15 protein-coding genes are annotated in these 19710 nt (G+C 44.3%); 8 read left to right on the top strand and 7 right to left on the bottom strand.

The genetic code is table 11. The features are described 5' to 3' along the window. The first annotated feature begins 93 nt into the window (after positions 1-93). Complete coding sequence (locus AC1RM2_RS11740; RefSeq protein ID WP_492985266.1) at positions 94-453, top strand: nuclear transport factor 2 family protein; 360 nt, start codon at positions 94-96, stop codon at positions 451-453. Positions 454-543: 90 nt separating this feature from the next. Further along, complete coding sequence (locus tag AC1RM2_RS11735) at positions 544-1140, top strand: hypothetical protein (RefSeq protein WP_492985265.1); 597 nt, start codon at positions 544-546, stop codon at positions 1138-1140. 63 nt (positions 1141-1203) lie between these two features. Here the strand turns inward: AC1RM2_RS11735 and AC1RM2_RS11730 are convergent, their stop codons facing one another. Continuing rightward, positions 1204-1575 carry a VOC family protein gene (locus AC1RM2_RS11730; protein WP_492985264.1) on the bottom strand — a complete coding sequence of 124 codons (372 nt, stop codon included), beginning with the start codon at positions 1573-1575 and terminating at the stop codon, positions 1204-1206. A gap of 63 nt (positions 1576-1638) precedes the next feature. Continuing rightward, the gene (locus tag AC1RM2_RS11725; protein ID WP_492985263.1) at positions 1639-3765 is read right to left on the bottom strand and encodes a hypothetical protein; all 2127 of its coding nucleotides are present in this window, start codon (positions 3763-3765) and stop codon (positions 1639-1641) included. A 173-nt stretch (positions 3766-3938) separates the two neighbouring features. Here AC1RM2_RS11725 and AC1RM2_RS11720 point away from each other — a divergent pair, with 173 nt between their 5' ends. The 4 genes from AC1RM2_RS11720 to AC1RM2_RS11705 all read left to right on the top strand — a co-directional run bounded on the left by AC1RM2_RS11720 (position 3939) and on the right by AC1RM2_RS11705 (position 10378). Next, positions 3939-6575, top strand: coding sequence for a GH116 family glycosyl hydrolase (locus tag AC1RM2_RS11720; RefSeq protein WP_492985262.1), 2637 nt, complete (start codon positions 3939-3941; stop codon positions 6573-6575). A gap of 102 nt (positions 6576-6677) precedes the next feature. Beyond that, complete coding sequence (locus tag AC1RM2_RS11715; protein WP_492985261.1) at positions 6678-8435, top strand: FAD-binding protein; 1758 nt, start codon at positions 6678-6680, stop codon at positions 8433-8435. Beyond that, positions 8428-9288, top strand: coding sequence for a class I SAM-dependent methyltransferase (locus AC1RM2_RS11710; RefSeq protein WP_492985260.1), 861 nt, complete (start codon positions 8428-8430; stop codon positions 9286-9288). Before AC1RM2_RS11715 ends, AC1RM2_RS11710 begins: the two co-directional genes overlap by 8 nt. A 1-nt stretch (position 9289) precedes the next feature. Then, complete coding sequence (locus tag AC1RM2_RS11705) at positions 9290-10378, top strand: hypothetical protein (RefSeq protein ID WP_492985259.1); 1089 nt, start codon at positions 9290-9292, stop codon at positions 10376-10378. A gap of 113 nt (positions 10379-10491) precedes the next feature. Here the strand turns inward: AC1RM2_RS11705 and AC1RM2_RS11700 are convergent, their stop codons facing one another. The 3 genes from AC1RM2_RS11700 to AC1RM2_RS11690 all read right to left on the bottom strand — a co-directional run bounded on the left by AC1RM2_RS11700 (position 10492) and on the right by AC1RM2_RS11690 (position 15928). After that, positions 10492-11544, bottom strand: coding sequence for a cobalamin-independent methionine synthase II family protein (locus AC1RM2_RS11700; RefSeq protein WP_492985258.1), 1053 nt, complete (start codon positions 11542-11544; stop codon positions 10492-10494). Between the two features lie 109 nt (positions 11545-11653). After that, positions 11654-14515, bottom strand: a complete 2862-nt coding sequence (locus AC1RM2_RS11695) for a T9SS type B sorting domain-containing protein (RefSeq protein WP_492985257.1) — start codon at positions 14513-14515, stop codon at positions 11654-11656. Between the two features lie 72 nt (positions 14516-14587). Continuing rightward, positions 14588-15928: an FAD-binding protein gene (locus AC1RM2_RS11690; RefSeq protein WP_492985256.1), complete on the bottom strand. Its 1341-nt coding sequence runs from the start codon at positions 15926-15928 to the stop codon at positions 14588-14590. A 119-nt stretch (positions 15929-16047) separates the two neighbouring features. Here AC1RM2_RS11690 and AC1RM2_RS11685 point away from each other — a divergent pair, with 119 nt between their 5' ends. Both AC1RM2_RS11685 and AC1RM2_RS11680 read left to right on the top strand, forming a co-directional pair. Further along, entirely contained in the window at positions 16048-16476 is a 429-nt protein-coding gene (locus AC1RM2_RS11685; protein WP_492985255.1) for a MarR family winged helix-turn-helix transcriptional regulator, read from the top strand. Positions 16477-16479: 3 nt separating this feature from the next. Next, positions 16480-17004, top strand: coding sequence for a GNAT family N-acetyltransferase (locus AC1RM2_RS11680; protein WP_492985254.1), 525 nt, complete (start codon positions 16480-16482; stop codon positions 17002-17004). A 45-nt stretch (positions 17005-17049) separates the two neighbouring features. Here AC1RM2_RS11680 and porM read toward each other — a convergent pair whose 3' ends face one another. Next, positions 17050-18582, bottom strand: a complete 1533-nt coding sequence (porM, locus tag AC1RM2_RS11675) for a type IX secretion system motor protein PorM/GldM (protein ID WP_492985253.1) — start codon at positions 18580-18582, stop codon at positions 17050-17052. A gap of 321 nt (positions 18583-18903) precedes the next feature. Further along, complete coding sequence (gene porL, locus AC1RM2_RS11670; RefSeq protein ID WP_477446430.1) at positions 18904-19710, bottom strand: type IX secretion system motor protein PorL/GldL; 807 nt, start codon at positions 19708-19710, stop codon at positions 18904-18906.

Below are 19710 nucleotides of genomic sequence, written 5' to 3'. Positions count from 1 at the left end.
GGGGAGAACAAATGTTTTATTTTTGTGAACAGGGCTGTAGCCTGTGTTGCAATTTTAGCAACCGTTTAATAAATGCCTTTTTGAGTATAAACAATGATAGACCAACAATTTGCAACCCAATTTGCCGCCGAATGGATAACCTGCTGGAACAAGCAGGATTTAGATACGTTGATGGCACACTACACCGATGATTTTAGCATTCAAACACCATACGCCCTGAAAATATACCCCGACTGCGGCGGTGTCATATCGGGTAAAAAGAACGTGAGGCTGTACTGGGAAACCGCCCTGAGCAAACTACCCAACCTGCATTTCGAGCTATTGGAGGTGCTTACCGGCGTAAACAGCGTCAGCATATATTACCATAATACCGATAGCGGTAAAAATGCCGTCGAAAATTTATTTTTTAATGGTGATGGTATGGTGGATAAGGTTATTGTGATGTATAATTAGAGGGGTAATCCTTTAATAATAAAACAGGCTGCCTCGCCCCGATTTTTATAGCTGATATACGGTATATTTAGAGACATCAAAAACCTCGTCATGATTAAAAATAAAGCGCTGTTAATTTGCGCTGCTGTTTGCTTTTTAGGGATAAACACTACTTATTTTTGGGAAGGATCGCTGGGGTTTCTGATGTTTCCGATGCTTTTTGTGCTCATTATCTCGATGCCAATTATGGCTATACTTTGGTTGAGGCAACTTTATTTTGTGGTAAAGGAAAAATTTAGCGATAGGCCAAGAATTTACTCCATGCTCTGTATGGGTATTTTGCTGGGATGCATAATTGCGGAGCCTTACGGGCTTATAGACTTTGAAAAAATGGAAAGTAAAGACGTTTTGTTGGCAGATAGGGAAGGGGTTGCAGGCTGTCAGAGCTATATCAAGCTGAAAAAGGATATGAGTTTTTATGTTAAAAGTATTTGTTTCGGGGTTAATAAAGTTGGCGGCACTTATGCTGTCATCAATGATACCATTAGGTTTAAAACTTCGGCCGCTAATTATTTTAAATTTGGCGTTATAAAGCAGGATACAGCTATTTCGAAGAAAAAAGGGCCGGATATCTTATACCTGTACAGATCTGTAAAAGATACTATGCCACTGCCTATGGGTGTAACGCTGAATGAATTGACGAAATGAGTTATTTAGATAATACGATGAGCTGCCTATCGCAGCAACTTTGTACCAAAGAAACTATTGTTCCTAAATACCCTCGGCTACCCTGATATAATACCCGTTGATATCAATAAACGCAAATTCCCTTAATCCATATGGATGTGTTTTCAAGTCATCGGCTATTTCAACGTTTCGTTCCTGTAGCTCGGCATAAACCTCGTCGATATTATCTACAAACCACATCAGGGGCAGGCGGTGTTGGGTATTATTAATAGCTGCGGTAAACCCGGCATCTTCAGCAAACAGCAGGCGCATGTCATCGCGCCTTATTCCGCCGTCTTTATCGCCTTCGGTCCACTCATCGTAAAAGCCGAGGGTGTCCCGGTAATAATCAAGGGTGTGCTTTAAGTCCTTTACCGGCAGGTGCGGGCCGCAACGGATAAATTTTTTTGTTTTCATGAACGGAGGGATTGATTACCGGTAAATTTAATAAGCTCTTTTAATCGGAACAAAAAACAGGTGTCAGTAACCAAAAGATTGCGGCGTATTATGCCGCAGCTTTAACAGCTTTTTATCTTTTAAATAAACCATCCAGAATTTGGCGCGATCATCGGAATTGCAGCCATATACGTTTGCGGAGTTACATAGTTTGGCAGGGAAACCCAGGGTGGTATTAAACTTTAGCTCGAGCATTTTTATTACTTCGTAAACTTCGTTATCCCTCATACCGCCGCCGCCACCTACAAAAGCACTACCCACGTTATATTTCAAAATATCATATATTTTGTCGTAATTATAAGAGTGGTCGGCATTCTGGTAATCAATACGCTCAACTGCCAGGTAATGGGCATATACCATCTGTTCAGTATGGGTGGAGTAGTAAGCTAAAAAGTTATCAACCGTTTTGTTATTGTCAAAATCGTTAAGTGTGAAGCCAAAATCGCTATCCAAAAAATTGTATTTATCTGCATAGTCTGCTTTAAATTTATAGGTTTTTAACAGCTTACACAGGGTGCCTATCTGGCTGTAATTAATCCTGGAGATAAGGTCCCACATTTTATCATCCCTTTCTTCAGCGTCCTTGTTGTTGGCAATAATTGCGGAATATGCTTTTGGTAAATTTGCTATCGGGGCTGCGGGAAAATTGCCATTGTTTGTTTTTTTTATCGTTTTTAAACCGGGTTGTTTTTTAACGGCAATTTTAATAGCTGCCTTGATTTGGAGAGTAATATTACTATCGGCCGAAATATTTTTTTTAAGTATTTGCAGGCTTACCGGACTGCTGCCGGCGAATTTTTTCAGGTAATTGTTACAAATGCCGATGATCCCCAGGTTGTTATATAAAAACGATTTTTTGAGATAAAGGTCGAGCTGCTTTTTGTTTTTTACGATGCTGTTCCAGTTGTTGGAATAAAATACATCAAGTATGCGACCTGCCGAGTAGGTAAACTCGAAGTCCTGTTCATAAATCAAGCTCCAATATTCAAAGGCAGTAATGCTGACGGGGGTAAGGTTTGTAATAAGTTTGTTTTCGAGTTTACGACGGGTGGTAAAAGGGATTGTTTTTCGCAATAGGGTTATGTCCTGCCGTAATTGTTTTGAACCTGTAAAATCAATATGATGCACTTTACAATAGGCCGTTAACAACGCGATCTGTCTCAGAGATTTATACGGGAACATGGGCACAACATTATTAATATCTGTACCAGCCCTTTCAAATTCGCTGGCCAGGGCATCAACCCTGTCGGGATCGCGGTTGGTTAATTTAATAAACGCATTCATTGCAACCGAGTCGGTTTTTGAACTCAGTTGTTGAAAGTAAATTAGCTCGTTGCCTGGCTCTTTGAGTCTTACATTTGCATTCGCGAAAAAGCCGGCTGTATTATCCCAGTGATAATTATAGTAATTGTTAGCCAGGTAAATAAGCAGGTTAAGGCGCGGCTTGTCGTAGTAATTGGCATTAATATGGTAATCAATTTTTTGGGTGTCGCCCTCTACACCTATTTCAGTCCCGGTTAGTAATTCCAGCAAATCGGTATAATCCTCTCCCCGTTGGTTGTAATAATTAAACCGGTTTCGATCCTGGTAAAACAGCGCGGCTATTTTGTAAAGGCATAACGGGTTCCTGTCTTTATAAAGCCGGTCTATTCCTTCCCGTTTTGCCCAGGGTGTTGCCAATAGCGCCTGGGCCTTTGCCCTTAGTTCGGCTTTCCGGTTTGGGGATGTGCCTCTTATCTGGAACCTGGCCTGCCTGGCGGTTAACGGTGTAATCAAAAAAGCGTGTGTATCCCAATCGAATTTTATCTTATCAAAATTCTGGTTTAAAAATGCTACAAATTCGGCGGTACTTATTTGGGGGGTTAAAGCAATCTCGCTTTTTAAAAATATGCAGTTCTCGTCAATCAATCGCGCGGCTATAACACGCTCGGGTGTTTGCAGTATATGGTAACCAAGGTATTCTGTCAGGGTGCGGTTGCTGTCAAGGTATAGGGCAACATGGTAAAGGGCGTCTTTGCTGCCCATGCCCAAGCTGTATTTGATGCTATCCAGAGCGCTCCCCCTGAGTGGGCTGCTGGTGTTATTGGACGATTGCGCCGCAGCAATTACTGCATAAACAATAAACCATAATACGAGTGATAATTTTTTCAAAATGGCGATTTGTAATTGTTGAAAAGAATAAAGGTTTGTACCAAATTTAATAAATCCGGCCCGGAATCATAACGCATTTTTTCAACGAAATATACAAGGGCGCCATCATTATGATTTATCAATAAATAATGATAAGTTGGTATTCATTTCCATATAAACCGGGGATCAGCATAATGGAGGATAAAAAAGGTCGCAGAAGCTTTTTAAAAAAAGTGGGTGTTGGCGGAGCTATGGCCATGATGCCGGCCGCCGTTATAAATATTGCAGATGCCAAAACGTTAGACGAATCCGCTGAAGATGTTAACGATACTTCGGGCAAACCACTAAAGCGGGCATACAATACCGCCTATACTGGCGATCATTTAAACCGTGTTGCATTCCCTATAGGCGGTATGGGCGCGGGTATGTTTTGTTTGGAGGGTACGGGTGCTGTTTCGCATGTTTCAATACGCAATAAGCCCGATATTTTTAACGAACCGGGTGTGTTTGCCGCCATTCATGTAAAGGGTGTTGCCAGGGGAGCAAAGCTTTTGGAAGGCCCCGTGCCCGATTGGAAAAAGTTTGGCCTCCGCGATGCGGGCAATGGCCTTACCGGTTCAACTACCGGCTTGCCGCGTTTTCACGCCGCCGAGTTTAAAACCGAATTTCCGTTTTGCCACATTAAGCTTATTGACCAGGATATCCCTTTATCTGTTGGTATTACCGGGTGGAGCCCCTTTATCCCTACCGATGACGAGAATTCGAGCCTCCCTGTCGGGGCCATTGAATATCAATTTACAAATACGGGCACATCAAAAGTTAGTGCGGTGTTTAGCTTTAACGCCCGCAATTTTTGGGGCGATGCAAAAGGAAAGGACGCGGTGCTACCCGCAAAAAACGGGTTTACCGCTACAGCTACCGGCAACGGCGAAACCAGTTTTCCTTTAGATTTTACGGTATTTACTGATGATGACCATACTGTTGTTGATCATTGCTGGTTCAGGGGCGGCTGGTGGGACCCGTTTACCATGGCCTGGAACGCTATAAAAGATGGTCGTGTGGTTGATAACCCTGCGGTGCCTGCCAATGCCCCCGGCGCCAGCCTTTATGTGCCTTTTGATGTAGCACCCGGCAAACAAAAAACAATAAAGGTGATGCTGGCCTGGTATTCGCCGGAAACCCGGTTAACGTTTGGTGCCCCAGGTAAAAAGAAAGAGGGTTGCGACCCGGCCTCGGGCTGCTGTAATTCGCCGGCAGATATTGGTTTGGATAAGTACGATAAAGATTTTGACGGTAAATTTTATAAGCCCTGGTATAGCAGCCGTTTCGAAAATATAGATGGGGTAAGCAGCTACTGGCGACAAAATTATAACGACTTAAAAGCAAAGTCGCGGTTGTTTACAAAGGCGTTTTATGCCAGCACTTTGCCGCCCGAAGTTATTGAAGCGGTAGCCTGTAACCTTTCTATTTTAAAATCGCCAACTGTAATGCGGCAGTACGATGGCCGCCTGTGGAACTTTGAGGGCTGCGGCGACGACTCGGGCTGCTGCCATGGTTCATGTACCCATGTTTGGAATTATGCCCAGGCCATTCCACATTTGTTCCCCGCGCTGGAACGTAGCCTGCGGGCTACTGAATTTTGCGAAGACCAGGCCGAAGACGGTCACCAAACTTTTAGGGCCAACCTGCCTATAAACCCGGTAACGCATGATTTTCATTCGGCTGCCGACGGGCAACTTGGCGGCATCATGAAGGTTTACCGCGACTGGCGCATCAGCGGCGATAACGGGTGGCTTAAAAAGATATTTCCTATGGTAAAAGTAAGTATGGATTACTGCATCAAAACCTGGGACCCACGCCACAAAGGCGTGATAGAAGAACCGCATCACAACACCTACGATATTGAGTTTTGGGGCGCCGATGGCATGCATACCAGCCTTTACCTGGGTGCGCTGCAAAGCTTTATAGCGATGGGCGGGTTTTTAAAGCAGGATGTTGGCATTTACCACGATTTGCAGGTCAAAGGCAAGGCGATGATAGAAAACGCGCTTTACAACGGCGAGTTTTTTATACAGGAAATTAACTATACCAGCCTTAACGCCAAAGACCCATCCAAAGAAAAATCATACGGCGGCGAATACTCAAAAGAGGCCGAAGCATTGCTGCATAACGAAGGCCCCAAATATCAATACGGCAAGGGCTGCCTGAGCGATGGCGTACTTGGCGCCTGGATAGGCCGCATGTGCGGATTGGAGGATGTTATCGACAGCAAAAAAATAAACAGTCACCTGCAATCGGTATACAAATACAATTTTAAAACCGACCTGAGCGAACATGCCAACCCACAGCGCCCATCATTTGCGTTGGGTAACGAGGCCGGCCTGCTGCTTTGCACCTGGCCCAAAGGCGGCAAGTTATCGTTGCCTTTTGTGTACAGCGACGAAGTTTGGACGGGTATTGAACACCAGGTGGCATCGCACTTAATGCTCACCGGCAATGTAGCCGAGGGCTTAAACGTGCTGCGTGCCTCACGCAACCGTTATGATGGCAAAGTGCGCAACCCATTTAACGAGTACGAATGCGGCCACTGGTATGCCCGCGCCCTATCAAGCTACGGTTACCTGCAGGCACTCACTGGCGTAAGGTTCGACGCGGTTACCGGCGTATTACATATCGATTCAAAAATTGGCGATTTTACAAGTTTTCTATCAACAGCAACAGGTTTTGGTACAGTAACACTTAAGGCAGGCAAACCATCCTTAAATGTTGTTTACGGCAGCATTGATGTGAAAAAGGTAATGGTGAGCGGGAGGGAAGTTGCGATGGGGTAACTGTATTTTTTGTTGTAAATATTTTGTTTTTAAGATTTCTGTGTTAGCTTTATAAAAACTGTTAACCTATATCTTAATCTCACATACCTGTAAACACTGTCTATGCGCTTAAAACAAAAGCTGCCTGTTAGCTATCTCCTGTTCACTTTTAACGGACGAATTTCGAGAGGAACCTATTGGCTGGCGGCTATTTTTTATTGGTGTACTTTTTATGTGCTTTACAACCTGTTGATGTTTACCACAGGCCCGTCATCAACATTTATTTTATATCCCATGCTTTTCTGGATCATCGTGGCCACTTCAATTAAAAGGCTTCATGATCAAAACTGGTCGGGCTACTGGTTATTTGCATTGCTGGTGCCGGTTTTAGGTCCCGTTTGGTTGTTTTTCAGGCTTGGGTTTAAAAAAGGGAATTACAACAATAATTTTTATGGCGCGGTACCCGGTTCGGCACCTGATTACTTAAAGAATGACCAGGGGCAGCCCATCCCTCATTTAAAAACTGACGAGCGCATTATTGATGATGTTACCAAACTTAACCCGGTGCTGGTATCGGGAATTATAAGGCCAACATCGGTACAGGAAATATGCGATGCGGTAAAAAATACAACGGGCGCCATTTCAATTGGTGGCGGGCGTTTTAGTATGGGCGGGCAAACCGCGAGCTCGCACAGTTTGCATTTGGATATGCGCGGCATGAACCAGGTGCTTGATTTTTCGAAGGAGGAAAAATGGATAAAAGTACAGGCAGGCATCCGCTGGTGCGATATTCAGCAATATGTTGATCAGCACGATCTGAGCATTAAAATTATGCAAACCTATGCCAACTTTACCGTTGGCGGGGCCTTAAGTGTAAACGCGCACGGCCGGTACATGGGCCTGGGGCCGGTAGTTTTATCCGTACGAGGCATTGATGTAGTTTTGGCCAACGGCACTTTGGTACACGCCAGTAAAACGGAAAATAAAGAAATTTTTTATGGCGCAATAGGCGGCTACAACGCCATCGGCATTATTGTGCAGGCCGAGCTTGACCTTGCAGATAACCTGGCGATAAAACGGATAGATAAAAAGATGAGCGTGGAAGATTATAAAGATTATTTCTTCAAAAATGTCCGCGAAAACCATAAAGCAGTGTTTCATAATGGCGATATATATCCACCCAAATACAAATCACTTCGCGCAGTAACCTGGATAGAAACTACCAAAAAGCCAACCGTGAAAACCCGGTTAATGCCTTTAAAAGAATCGTACCCGCTGGAGCGCTACTTCTTGTGGTCGTTTACAGAAACGCCATTGGGCAAATGGCGGCGCGAATATTTAATTGACCCCTTGCTTTTCAGAGGGAAAAAGATTTATTGGCGTAACTATGAAGCAGGTTATGACGTAGCCGAGCTGGAACCCCGGTCTCGTACGGATAGCACCTATGTGTTGCTGGAATATTTTGTGCCTGTGCAGCGTTTTGAGGAATTTGAAAAGCAAATGGCCGAAATTTTTATCCGGTTTAATGTCAATGTGCTCAATGTATCTATCCGTCATGCCAAAGCCGATCCCGGTACGTATATGGCCTGGGCGCGTGAAGAGGTATTTGCTTTTGTGGTGTATTACAAACAACGCACAGATGCCGCATCTAAAAATGCCGTCGCTGTTTGGACACGCGAGCTTGCCGATGCGGTTATAGCTGTAAATGGGGCCTATTACCTGCCATACCAGGTACACCCAACTGCTGCCCAGTTTCATAAAGCTTACCCAAACGCACGGAAGCTGTTTGCTTTGAAAGATAAGCTCGACCCTGCATATAAATTCAGGAACACCCTTTGGGATACTTATTATAAACCTTTAAATCCACAAAACAATGGCTAATACCAAATCGGAATTTAAAGCGGTATTTAATGATACCAAATGGAGCGACGATTTTTACCGTTTTTTACAGGTGATATTCCATTTATATCCCGAGGATAAGTTTCATCAACTGATCAAAGAAGAAACGGCGGCTAACAAAACCGACGAAGAGATTTATAAATCGATACAAAGCAAGCTGCCCGGAATAAAAACGTTTCTGTCGGAACTTACTTACGCCTTGCCCGCCTTAAAAAAACAAAAAAAAGAAATTACCCGTCAAACACTCGGCTTGCTGGGCGGTGTTAAACAGATTGACGGTTATGCCGAGATCGGTTCGACGGGGCGGTACATCAGCCAGTTACGAAAGGAAGTAAATGTACTTGAACCGATATACCTGATTAATGACCTGGCGCCAACCAATTCGCCGGGCGACATTATGGAACGTGGGCAATTGGGTAAACTGGGCACTTTTATTAATGTAAATAATTATGAACCTATAAACCGTGCCGATATTGCGGATGAAAGCCTTAACGTAGTTACCTGTTATATTGGCTTGCATCATTGCCCCGTGGCTAATCTGGCTGGTTTTGTGCAATCTATTTACAGAATTCTGCGTCCGGGAGGTTCGTTTATTATCCGCGATCACGATGTTAAAACAGCCGAAATGGCCGCATTTGTATCATTGGTACATACTGTTTTTAATATAGGGTTGAATGAAACATGGGATTTTGAAATGAGGGATTTCAAGAATTTTAAATCTGCGGATGAATGGTCGGCCATTATTAGCGAAGCAGGCTTTAAAGATGCCGGGAAACGTATTTTACAGGATAAAGATCCCTCGGATAATACATTGATGTTATTTACAAAGGCATAATATGAAAAGGCTGCGGATATTAACATTGATTTCGGTATTGCTGGCTATGCTGGTGTTTTTTGTTAAAAATAAAAAACCATCAACCATACCCGCAGGTGATGGGTTATTGGTTGACAAGGCCTGGCTTACAACCAATGCGCAGCCGCTGATACCGCAAAAAGATGTACGCCCGCCCGACCAAACCTTTTTAACCTTTCCCGAATGGTTCCTGGTGTTTAGCCCGGCAGAACAGGCCGATTATTTTAAAACCAATACATCAACTACATTCCCTTACATGAAACATATTGACCAGATGTGGGGAGGATATGGTATTGTTTATAACCAGATTAAAGGGAATTATCCGTTCAATACAGGCTACCATGTTATGATTATGGTTATTGCCGGCAGCACAACGGTTGAATATGGCATCAAATCTTTTTATGAAACAATTGCAGGCCGGATAACCGATACAAAGCAGGGCCAAACAATGACCGGCGAGGATAAATTTAACGCGGCCTATGAACTTAGCTACGTTAAGTTTATTGAGGATTTGCCCTGGTACGAATATGACTTTAACCATCAGCTTAAAATGCTGTGGGGTAGCACACCATTATCAGGACAGCATATGTTGCGTAAACTGGAGCGAAGATACTACCTCACTACCGAATTACTGGTGAAAAGCGGTTATGGCTATCTGATAAAGCTTGCCACAAAATCGGCTTATGATGTTGCCGCTTTAAATACAACGGTGGTTGTTGATAAGAAACCCGCTACCGCCGATGCTCAACATGCAAAGGAACTTTCAGGCGGCCTTTGGCAAACCGATTTGCCGCGTTACGCCCGCTTTAATTACACGGTTCAGCAATTGGCTGCAAGTAATACTAATTTAACAGAAATTGCGGGTAACAAAGGCAGTATTATGCTTACGCTGTTAACACCTCAATCTTTAAAAGAAAACCCACAAGATTTTAAAATATTGTTTACCCAGCCCATTTTTACCAAACCTGGTTTAAACCGGATTGCTGTTGTTACAACTGTTAATGAACTTAGTAAATTGGTGAAAATGCTTGGAGAAAATCATATTACCATTGAGCATATTTATGATTATTGATTGGTAAAATAAAAAGCCCTTCGCCGGTTTCGGAAGGCTCAAAAATTTAAAATGCTCCCTTAAAAGACTTGCGAAGTTTCTGAAACTTCGCAAGTCTGGCATTATCATGGTCTTTACGCCGTTAATTCCGCTTCTGCCAGTTTCGTTCCCTCAATCCTGGCTTTTATTTTCGCGAAGGCGGTTTCGCGGCTTGTTGATACATCGTCGCAAAATGGCGAGAAGCCGCAATCATCGGTGGTGCCCAACTGGCTGGTGTTGATAAAGGCTGCCGCTTCAAGCACCCTGTCGCGCACTTCTTCTGCGGTTTCAATTACCGGGTTAAGTACATCTATCACGCCAATAAATACTTTCTGATTGGGCTTAAGGTATTGTTTAATAACCTTTAAAACTTTTACCCTGTCGGGCTCGCTGGCCAGTTGCAAATAAAAACTGCCTGCGTGCAGTTCAAACAAATCGGGTAAAAAATCGGCATAATCAATATCGGCACTATGGGTCGAGTCGTGGTCGCCGCCGGGGCAAACATGTACGCCCAGTTTTTGCTGTTCTTCAGCGGTAAAACGGTCAAAAACCTGGTTGTTAAGGCCAATGAAGTGTTTTAATACGCCGCCGGATGGATCGAGCTTTAACGATAGCCGTCCTTCGGTAAAATCCATTTGTACTTTATATGCGCCCTGCTCCAGGCACAGCCTGATGTCTTTTTCGCATTCATTTAATAGATCGGCAATAAACTCAGCCTGCGGATAGCCTTCAATACCATCCGCCGGGTAAATTAAGCTAAGCGCGGATGCCGATATGATGGCTTGCTTAACGCGCAGACTGGTTAGTTTTTGAGCTGCGGCAAGGTATTTTGATGCATAATTGCCATACCTGAAAGGCCCTTTGGTAAGCAATGGCAACTGGCGCGAGTGACCATCCTCAAAATTGATGGTCATGCCTCCGGATGTTAGGTTGGTTAGGCCTTCCAGAGGATAGGTAACAAAGCTTGATTTGGTTTGCTCACCATCGGTAATAACGGGCGAGCCGGTTTCTTCAAACTCTTTTAAGGTGTCGGCAATAGCATCTGTATAAAGTTTATGGAGTTGATGGGCATTGGCTTGCGTGGTAATTGCCGTTACAAGCTCAGGTGACCTCGGAATGCTCCCGATAGGTTCAGTTAGGATTTTCATAGATATAAAATTGGGTTTATAGATTACATAAATCTACAGCAATTTTATATGGAATAAAAAATATTGCCTGGTAATTATTATAATAACTTGCCCGATGCTTTTAATAACCCTAATTAAATATAGTTACTGAACCGCTAAGCACCTGTTTTGCGCCTTTTGTGCTGATGACATAATAGTATACCGAAGCGGGTAATTTACTGCCGTTATAGGTGCCATTCCAGGGCGTGGCATAACCTTGCGATTGAAATACCATGCTGCCCAGGCGGTTATAAACCCTCACAGTTGTGGTCGGGTCGCCTTCCAGGCCGGCTATTACCCAGGTATCATTATGGCCATCGCCGTTGGGGCTAAATGCATTTGGGATATGGATATCGTCGCAGTGGCTGCTTATGGTAATGGTTTGAGATGCCTGGCACCCATTGTTATCAGTTACCGTTAACCCAACCGATCCTAATTTATTGGTTGTAAATGTATTGGCGCCGGGCTGCCCGTTCCATTCGTATTTAGCAAAGCCGGCGGGGGCGGTAAGCGTAATACTTTCATTGGTATACTGGCAAAGCGTAGCCGACGGTAGGTTTAATGTTGGGTTTGGAAAATATTGCACCGTAGCAGATTCATCTACCGTACAGCCAGCCGCTGTTCTAACCGTAGCTTTGAATGTACCCGAGTGCTGGATGCTTATTTTGTCGGATGTAGCGCCGGTACTCCAGGTAACAGTGCCGCTTGTATAGCTTGCTTTAAGATCAACCGTTTGACCATCGCATAAGGTGGTATTCACAATTTGTTGAATACTGACAGTGGGCGGTGGGGTAAATCCTAAATTATAGGCAGACGATGCGATATTGCAGGAACCAGCACTTACAACAGTTACTGTGTAGTTGCCGCCTATATTGGTTGTGATGCTTGCTTTATCCTGTTCGTCTGCCAATACATTTCCGTCCCTGAGCCAGTTTACCGTGGTAAACGGGTCTATATTAACATTCGCGGTTAGTTGGGCCATATCGCCAATGCAATATGCCGGTTTGCTTGCCGTGATACCAGGTTTTGGCAGTTTAATGAAATCGATCTGTAACTCGGCAGACGAAACTGAACCCGAACAACCGGTTACCACCACTTTATATTTACCCGGCTGGCTCACGTTTATTGATGCAGCGCTGCCGGTTATGGGGTTGTCATCTTTATACCAGGCGTACTGGTAACTTGTCCAATTCAAAATAGCCGAAGCATCAATAGGCACATTGGCCGATAGTGTGGCCTGGTCGCCATCGCAGTAGCTTACCTTATCGGTGGTCAGAAACGGTGTTGGGATATTAATAAAGTTTACCTGTACCTCTTTTGATGCTACCCAATTACCCGCACATGCGCTTACTTCTACTTTGTATTTACCGGTTTCGGTAATATTATCAAGCGTGGCTGTTGTATTGCCGTTTAATATGCCATCCTTATACCAGCGATATTGGTAACTGGGTTTGTCGTCGGTTTTTAAGGTCGCTGATGAACCGGCGCAGTAGTTTAATACATCGGGATAATTAAAGCTGAATTCGGGCGCGGCTGCCTGGGTTACCGTTAAATGATTTGATTCGAAATGTAAGGCCGAGCAGGGGTCATAAATAATCATATAGTATTCGCCCGGATCTTTGATGGTTAGCGTGGCGTGGCTTTCGTTCGGTATCTCTTTGCCATTTTTAAACCATTGCAACGGTACTGCGCCGTTTGTATAATTATTTGCCAGCGCATTGATAGAGCTGTTAGCACAAATTTCTATTTTATTTACGCTGGGGTCTTGTCCGTCAAACTGAACGGCTTGTAGTTGTGTACTCGAATTAATATATGGTCCATAATCGGGTTTTAATAAATAGAGGCCATCATCGGCTGCTACCCAGGCTCCATCTTCGCAGTTGGTTACAGGTACTGTATAAGAAATAGCATTAACACAAATATCATTTATTGTTTTATTACCCAAGCCATCATAATGAGTGAACATGGTTTCGGATAGCGAATATGCATAGGTTGAATTTGAAAAATATAACCCTTGCGTTGAGCCGATCAAAAGATTTTCCCGGGTATATAAATTAAAATTATTTAAACCATATATAGAAGTGATCTTATTGATATTTACTCCTTCCAGGTAATGTTTATACCCAAAATTTTCACGATATGAATAATTCCAGGTATTCTTAAATAATCCATTCTCCGTTGCCCAAAACTGACTGCCAAATATCGAAAATCCGGTATTATGATAATACTCACCGTTGTTATAATATGCTGACTTAACCGTGTGGCCAAATACGTTGCCTTCCAGGTTTATGTATCCGGCATAAGATGCTGAATATGTTTGACATAGAGTTGGGTAATATACAAACTCATCCGGCCAGGGTTGCCGTGTAACAATATATGTGTACATAGCTGTACGCACAGTGCTTTCAAATATTTGGCTATTACCTGAAGGTAAATTAGGTTGAGCTATTTTGCCGTCTTTCAAAACATACCTGAAAATACCAACGCTTGTAGCAATCAATAGCTGATCATTACTAATGTCGCCATTCATGTTGGCATAAATCCCCGTTTTTGTGTAATCAAAACCTATCGAATTAACGGTGCCTAATAATCCGTCAATTGTTCCGATAAGGCTTAGAACATCGTTGTTGTATCTAATTACGTTTGATGAGTTGGTGGCAATAAATACAGCGTCTTTACTATCCCCGGCTATATCAATAAATTTATAGGAGCTATAAGTATTAAACTTAGTGGTAAAATCATCAATAACCTTTGTAATGCTGTTAATACGGTAAACTTCGTTGTTTTGAGCCAGCACCCACAAATAAGGATCGGTAAAATCCCGCTTAACTTTAAGTATATTTTTGCCCGCCAAAAAGGTGTCACTCAAATGCAGGTCCATATCCTGTTGAGCATGAGCTTTATAAAAAGTGACAATAAGGATAAATAGCAGCAAATAGCGCAAACGGGACATGACAAGGCTTTACAGGCAGAAAGATAAGATAAATATTAAAATATTAAAAACACTATTCTTTCCACCTGGCTGCTATCCCCCATAAATATTATGCTCCAGAAACGCGTTTCGGAATTTACCATGCGGGTCATATTCGGCAACCACCTTTTTAAAATCGGCTATTTTTTCATAACGTGAGGCCAGCACTTTCGGATCGAGCGTAAATACTTTACCCCAATGCGGCCGGGCATTGAAAGGGGCCAGAGCCTTTTCAATAACGGGGAGTAGTTTGGTAACAGCTTCTGTTTCGGGTTTCCAGGTAAAGTGAATAGTTACCGAGGTTTGATTATGGCAGGGGCTCATCCACAGGTTATCTGCCGCTATGGTACGGATCTCGGTTATAAATAAATGCGGACCAACCTGCTTGCCTAATTTGGCAATCGCTTCAATGGCTGCTACTGCATGTTTTATCGGTACAAAATATTCTGCCTGTAACTCTTTACCGCTGCTTGGGGTAAAGCCCATTTTAAAATGGGGCAAACGCTCGTACCATGGTCCGGGTACACCTAACTGGTCGGTGCAGCTTTCGGCGGGGTGGTCATAAATAGGGTGCAGGTTTTTGGTGGCGGCCCTGGCGCCATAAAATTCGGGGCCATCATGATCTTTTTCGGTCATGCGGCTTTTTATCCAAACCTCGTTTACGTAATCGTTTTGCCAATCGGTAAACAGGCTTACACTGTAACCGGCAGATACTATCGCCTCAAAATGCTGCTTTACCTGTGCCATGGGCAGTTTTAAAAACACGCGCTGGCGCATCATATAAGTGAGCTCAATGGCCAGTGTAACTTTGGTAATAATACCTATGGCGCCCAGCCCAACAACTACCGCGTTAAACTTTTCCGGGTCGGCGGCTTTTGAAAAATGAACTATGCTGCCATCGGCAACAACAACTTCAAGCGCTGTTACGGCGCTGGCCAGGTTGCCGTTTTTTACACCACTACCATGCGTAGCCGTGGTGATTGAACCTGCAACAGAAATATGCGGCAGCGAAGCCAGGTTGTGTAAAGCATATCCTTCTTTATGCAGGTAGGGGGCCAGCTCGCCATATTTTATGCCGCCTTCAACAGTAACGGTCATGGCTTTTTTATCGATAGATATTACTTTATTGAGTTCTTTGGTTGATAGCAGGTCGTCCTTGCTATCGGCAATGCGGTTAAAGCAGTGCCTGGTACCCAGCGCCTTTAGCTTGGTGTGTTTTTTTATGAGCTGCTGTACCTCGGCCACCGTAGCCGGATACTGCACGTTAGCCGTGCTGTAAGTAAGGTTGCCTGCCCAGTTTTGTAAAGGTGCCTGGCCTGCCAGGCTGATAGCAGGAGATAAAAAAGGTGTAGCCATAAGTGTGCCGCCTAAACGGATAAAAGTTTTTCTTTTCATAACTAATTGGTTGATACAAGGTAGGATTTTAATTGCCATAAAAAATTAAAATTATTCACGAATATGGTTGACTTTGTCAACCATATTCGTGAACTTAGCTTCGTAACTGCATTATTTAAATGGAAACAAAGTTGTCACCGGTTCAGCAAATTCGGGCATTTAGCCGTTTTTATACAGATATCATAGGTTTGCTGGATAAACACTTGCTGCAAAGTGATTACTCGCTGGCCGAGGCGCGTATCCTATACGAGCTTCATGCGGCCAAAAGCATGCAGGCCTCGCAGATCATCTCGGCCATGTACATCGACAAAAGCTACTTAAGCCGGTTATTAAAAAAACTGGAAAAGGATAAACTGGTAGTCCGTAAGCCTTCGGAACATGATGCAAGGGCGATGATGCTTTCGCTTACAGATAAAGGAATGGCTGAATTTGAAAAACTTAACCAGGCATCAGATAAGCAAATTAACCAATTGATAAAAGATTTGCCTGCTGCCAGGCAGCTGGAACTGGTAGCGCATATGCAACAGATCATGACTATTTTAAAATAAACAATGAATAACGAAAAGGGCACAACGTTAAACATCAGCGATATTAACATTCGGACAGTATTACAACCCGGCGACCTGGGCTATATAGCGTACCTGCACGGAGATATTTATGCCAGAGAATGTGGCTACGGCCTTAACTTTGAGCGTTATGTATTACAAGGCCTGGCCGATTTTGCCAGCCAATACAACGCCGGTAAAGACAGGGTATGGATTTGCGAGCACCGGCAGCAAATGATAGGGGTGCTGGTTGGCGTTAACCGCGGCGATAGTATACAACTGCGCTATTTTATTTTCAGGCCCGAATACCGGGGGCTGGGCCTGGGCAAAAAGTTGATGGATGGGTTTATAAACTATATGCAGGAATCGCAGATAAACAAATCATACTTATGGACAACCAACGAGCAACATGCAGCCATCTCGTTGTATACCCGGTATGGCTTCCGGTTAACCGAAGAAAAGGTATCTAACGGGTTTGATAAAGAGCTTACCGAAAGGCGGTATGACCTGGAACTTAACAATAAATATTGACTACCCAATGCCGAACCCATGGGCATTGGGTAGTCAATATCGATATCAATTGGCCGTCAGTGCCACCGGCGCCAGCTGCCTTGGCGAACCATCTGGCCCAACTGCAATAATATTATCAAAAATTACCCTTGAACCCGGCTTAATACTGTTAAGTGACGCCGTCATGGAATCATTCAGGGTATTGCCCGATCCAACCTGTACCGATGCGTTTTCGCGCGGGTTGGCTATAATGAGGCTAAACCGGGTGATTTTGAACCTGGCGTCAAAGTCAAAATTATCCAACATGGCAAAAATAGCATTCTGAGCTTTTAGGGCCACGGTAGGTACGCTGCCGCCTGACCGGCCCGAAAACCTGGCAACAGGATCTGGAATGCGTTTGGCCCTGAACTGGGTATGGCTTAATACCTGTACTTTACCCGGCGCAATTTCTGCCGATACCGAAACGGTAACCGTACCCGGAGTAGTAACCCTGGCCACATACTTCCCTTCGGAACCGCTGAGCGTACCGCCCGAAATACCTATCCTGATGCTTTTTGATGGGATCCCTGGTACAGACACTGATACCGGGTTATCTACCCCGATATAAAATACGTTCATCTTATCGGGCGACACCACTGCCGATGGCCTTGAAACAATGTAACGCTGCTCGGGCGTGGTATAGGTTTTTATAGTACCATCGGTTTGTTTTACGCTGATGGTACCCTTCCAGTTAAATACCCCTTCGCGGCTGGTATTCACATTGTACACCCCCCGGCCATCCTTAACTGATATCGGGCTGCCGCCAACCTGTACCGTTGGGGTTGACCGTGAATCATATGCAGTTAAAAATACCTGCGCGGTGTAAGGCTGTCCTTGTATCAGGTACGATGTTGGCGCCACGGCCACTGCCTCAAATTTATCCAGGTTCACTACGGCCTGGTCCATTTTGCCCAGTATCTTTTTCACCACTTCCGATTCTGCATTTTTGTTATCCGCCTGGATGCGTGATAGTATCGTAAACGTAGCGGTTAAGGGCACGCCTTCGCCAAAGTTAAGTTCTTCCCAGTTGCGGTGGCTGGGGCCTCGTTTTACCGGGTCATCGGCATTAAGATTGAATGATACCGTTTTGCTATCCTGCGGGCCTAACAAAGTGAGCAGCCTTTCGCGGGTATCATTAATTTTTTGCTTTAGCGCGGTAGCCCGCTTTTTGTTAATCATTACATCAAAGCCGATATCAAGATTATCGCGCTGTTTTAAGTCGCCGGTTAAAAGATCGTACCCGTTGCTTTGATTACTAAGTTCTGCTTTGATGTCCCTGATGTAAGTATCCAGATCTGTTGTTGCTTCCCTTGCCTGTTTTGCTTTTTCATATACAGGTTTGGCCCTTTCGGGCGATTCCTTAAGGCGGGTTTGCTCAAAAGTGCTGAACAATTGCTGTACCGAATTGCCCACATTTGCCGCCGAGGCGGTTAAGCTATCGTTTATGGTTTTAAACGCGTCCAGTATGGTTTCTGATACATTCAGGGCCAGCATTGCCAATAAAACCAGGTACATGATATTGATCATCTTTTGCCTGGTGGTTTCTTTTCCTGCAGCCATTTTTTTAAAGTTTTAATTTGATTTATTTTTTATTTGATAGGGTTGCCGGGTGTATACATCTTGTGGGATGTTGTTACCCGTAGTGTATTGGGGTTATTAGAACTATCGGTTTTGAACGCTGGTTAAGACTCACCCCGGCTACGCTGCGCTGGCCGACCCTCTCTCCGGCTGCGCCGCAAAGAGGGTTGAAACTCATTTTTCTTTTTTTGCCCCCTCTATGCGCGAAGCGGAGAGAGGGGTGACGAGCGTAGCGATGTCGGGGTGAGTCTTCGCCGCCCTACCTATCCACCATCTTCCACCAGCGTTCCAACCCGAAAAGTTTTACTGCATCCGCTGCTGGTTCATAGCCGAAAGCATATTGGCGTAGTAAACATTAAGCGATGATATGTTTTGCACCAACTTGTTCACCTCATCCTTAAACACCCGGGTTTCGCCGGCCGACTCGTGCAAACTATTCAGGGTGCCGGTTAGGCCCTGGTAAAACTGGTTAATGCGGCGCAGGTTATTATCGGCACCGCTCAGCTCGCTCTCGTATAATGAGTTTAAATGTGCCAGGTTATGGGTAAGTTTTAAAACCTGTTGCTGGTAGGCATGGGCATCATCGCGGCTATCGGCAATGGTGGCAAAGCCTGCCGATGCTTTTTCGAACATGGTACCCAACAGATCAAACTTGGACGAAGCGTTTTTTAGCTTCGCCGCAAATTCGTCTGTCCCTAATGAAGCATCAGCTATCGCATTTATCCGGCTCATTTTATCCGAAAATTGTTTTAATCCCTCGCCGAGGTTGTTAATTTTTTCGGGGCTTAGGTCGGCATGGGTAAGCAAACCGTCAAGGGCTGCCGTAACGCCATTGGTTTGGTGAACTGGCCTATGACTATGCCTTGGGAATTCGCCGGCATAATCAACTGCCAGTTCGGGATATACCTTTTCCCATTCCGGCTCTTCGGCCGGAGGGAAAAAGCCAAGGGTAAAAAACAGCAGGGCTTCTACCGATAAACCAAGCCCTATCATATAGGTGCCAAGTTGGCCACCCCAGTGATTAATTTTAAACATTGCACCAAGGATAACTATGCTGGCGCCCCAGGAAATGGCTACATGCAGCCAGTTGATTTTTTTGCTCTTTAACAT

The sequence above is a fragment of the Mucilaginibacter sp. GW822-FHT03E02 genome (genome assembly GCF_058801545.1).
Note: the sequence above shows the minus strand (reverse complement) of the source record. Positions and strands in the feature narration are given on the sequence as shown.

Excerpts from the sequence above, each read along its gene's own strand:
- AC1RM2_RS11685 (WP_492985255.1), top strand. The coding sequence starts at position 16,048 with ATGGAAACAAAGTTGTCACCGGTTCAGCAAATTCGGGCATTTAGCCGT.
- AC1RM2_RS11695 (WP_492985257.1), bottom strand. The coding sequence starts at position 14,515 with ATGTCCCGTTTGCGCTATTTGCTGCTATTTATCCTTATTGTCACTTTT.
- AC1RM2_RS11680 (WP_492985254.1), top strand. The coding sequence starts at position 16,480 with ATGAATAACGAAAAGGGCACAACGTTAAACATCAGCGATATTAACATT.
- AC1RM2_RS11730 (WP_492985264.1), bottom strand. The coding sequence starts at position 1,575 with ATGAAAACAAAAAAATTTATCCGTTGCGGCCCGCACCTGCCGGTAAAG.
- AC1RM2_RS11710 (WP_492985260.1), top strand. The coding sequence starts at position 8,428 with ATGGCTAATACCAAATCGGAATTTAAAGCGGTATTTAATGATACCAAA.
- AC1RM2_RS11700 (WP_492985258.1), bottom strand. The coding sequence starts at position 11,544 with ATGAAAATCCTAACTGAACCTATCGGGAGCATTCCGAGGTCACCTGAG.
- porL (WP_477446430.1), bottom strand. The coding sequence starts at position 19,710 with ATGTTAAAGAGCAAAAAAATCAACTGGCTGCATGTAGCCATTTCCTGG.
- AC1RM2_RS11740 (WP_492985266.1), top strand. The coding sequence starts at position 94 with ATGATAGACCAACAATTTGCAACCCAATTTGCCGCCGAATGGATAACC.
- porM (WP_492985253.1), bottom strand. The coding sequence starts at position 18,582 with ATGGCTGCAGGAAAAGAAACCACCAGGCAAAAGATGATCAATATCATG.
- AC1RM2_RS11735 (WP_492985265.1), top strand. The coding sequence starts at position 544 with ATGATTAAAAATAAAGCGCTGTTAATTTGCGCTGCTGTTTGCTTTTTA.
- AC1RM2_RS11715 (WP_492985261.1), top strand. The coding sequence starts at position 6,678 with ATGCGCTTAAAACAAAAGCTGCCTGTTAGCTATCTCCTGTTCACTTTT.
- AC1RM2_RS11720 (WP_492985262.1), top strand. The coding sequence starts at position 3,939 with ATGGAGGATAAAAAAGGTCGCAGAAGCTTTTTAAAAAAAGTGGGTGTT.
- AC1RM2_RS11705 (WP_492985259.1), top strand. The coding sequence starts at position 9,290 with ATGAAAAGGCTGCGGATATTAACATTGATTTCGGTATTGCTGGCTATG.
- AC1RM2_RS11690 (WP_492985256.1), bottom strand. The coding sequence starts at position 15,928 with ATGAAAAGAAAAACTTTTATCCGTTTAGGCGGCACACTTATGGCTACA.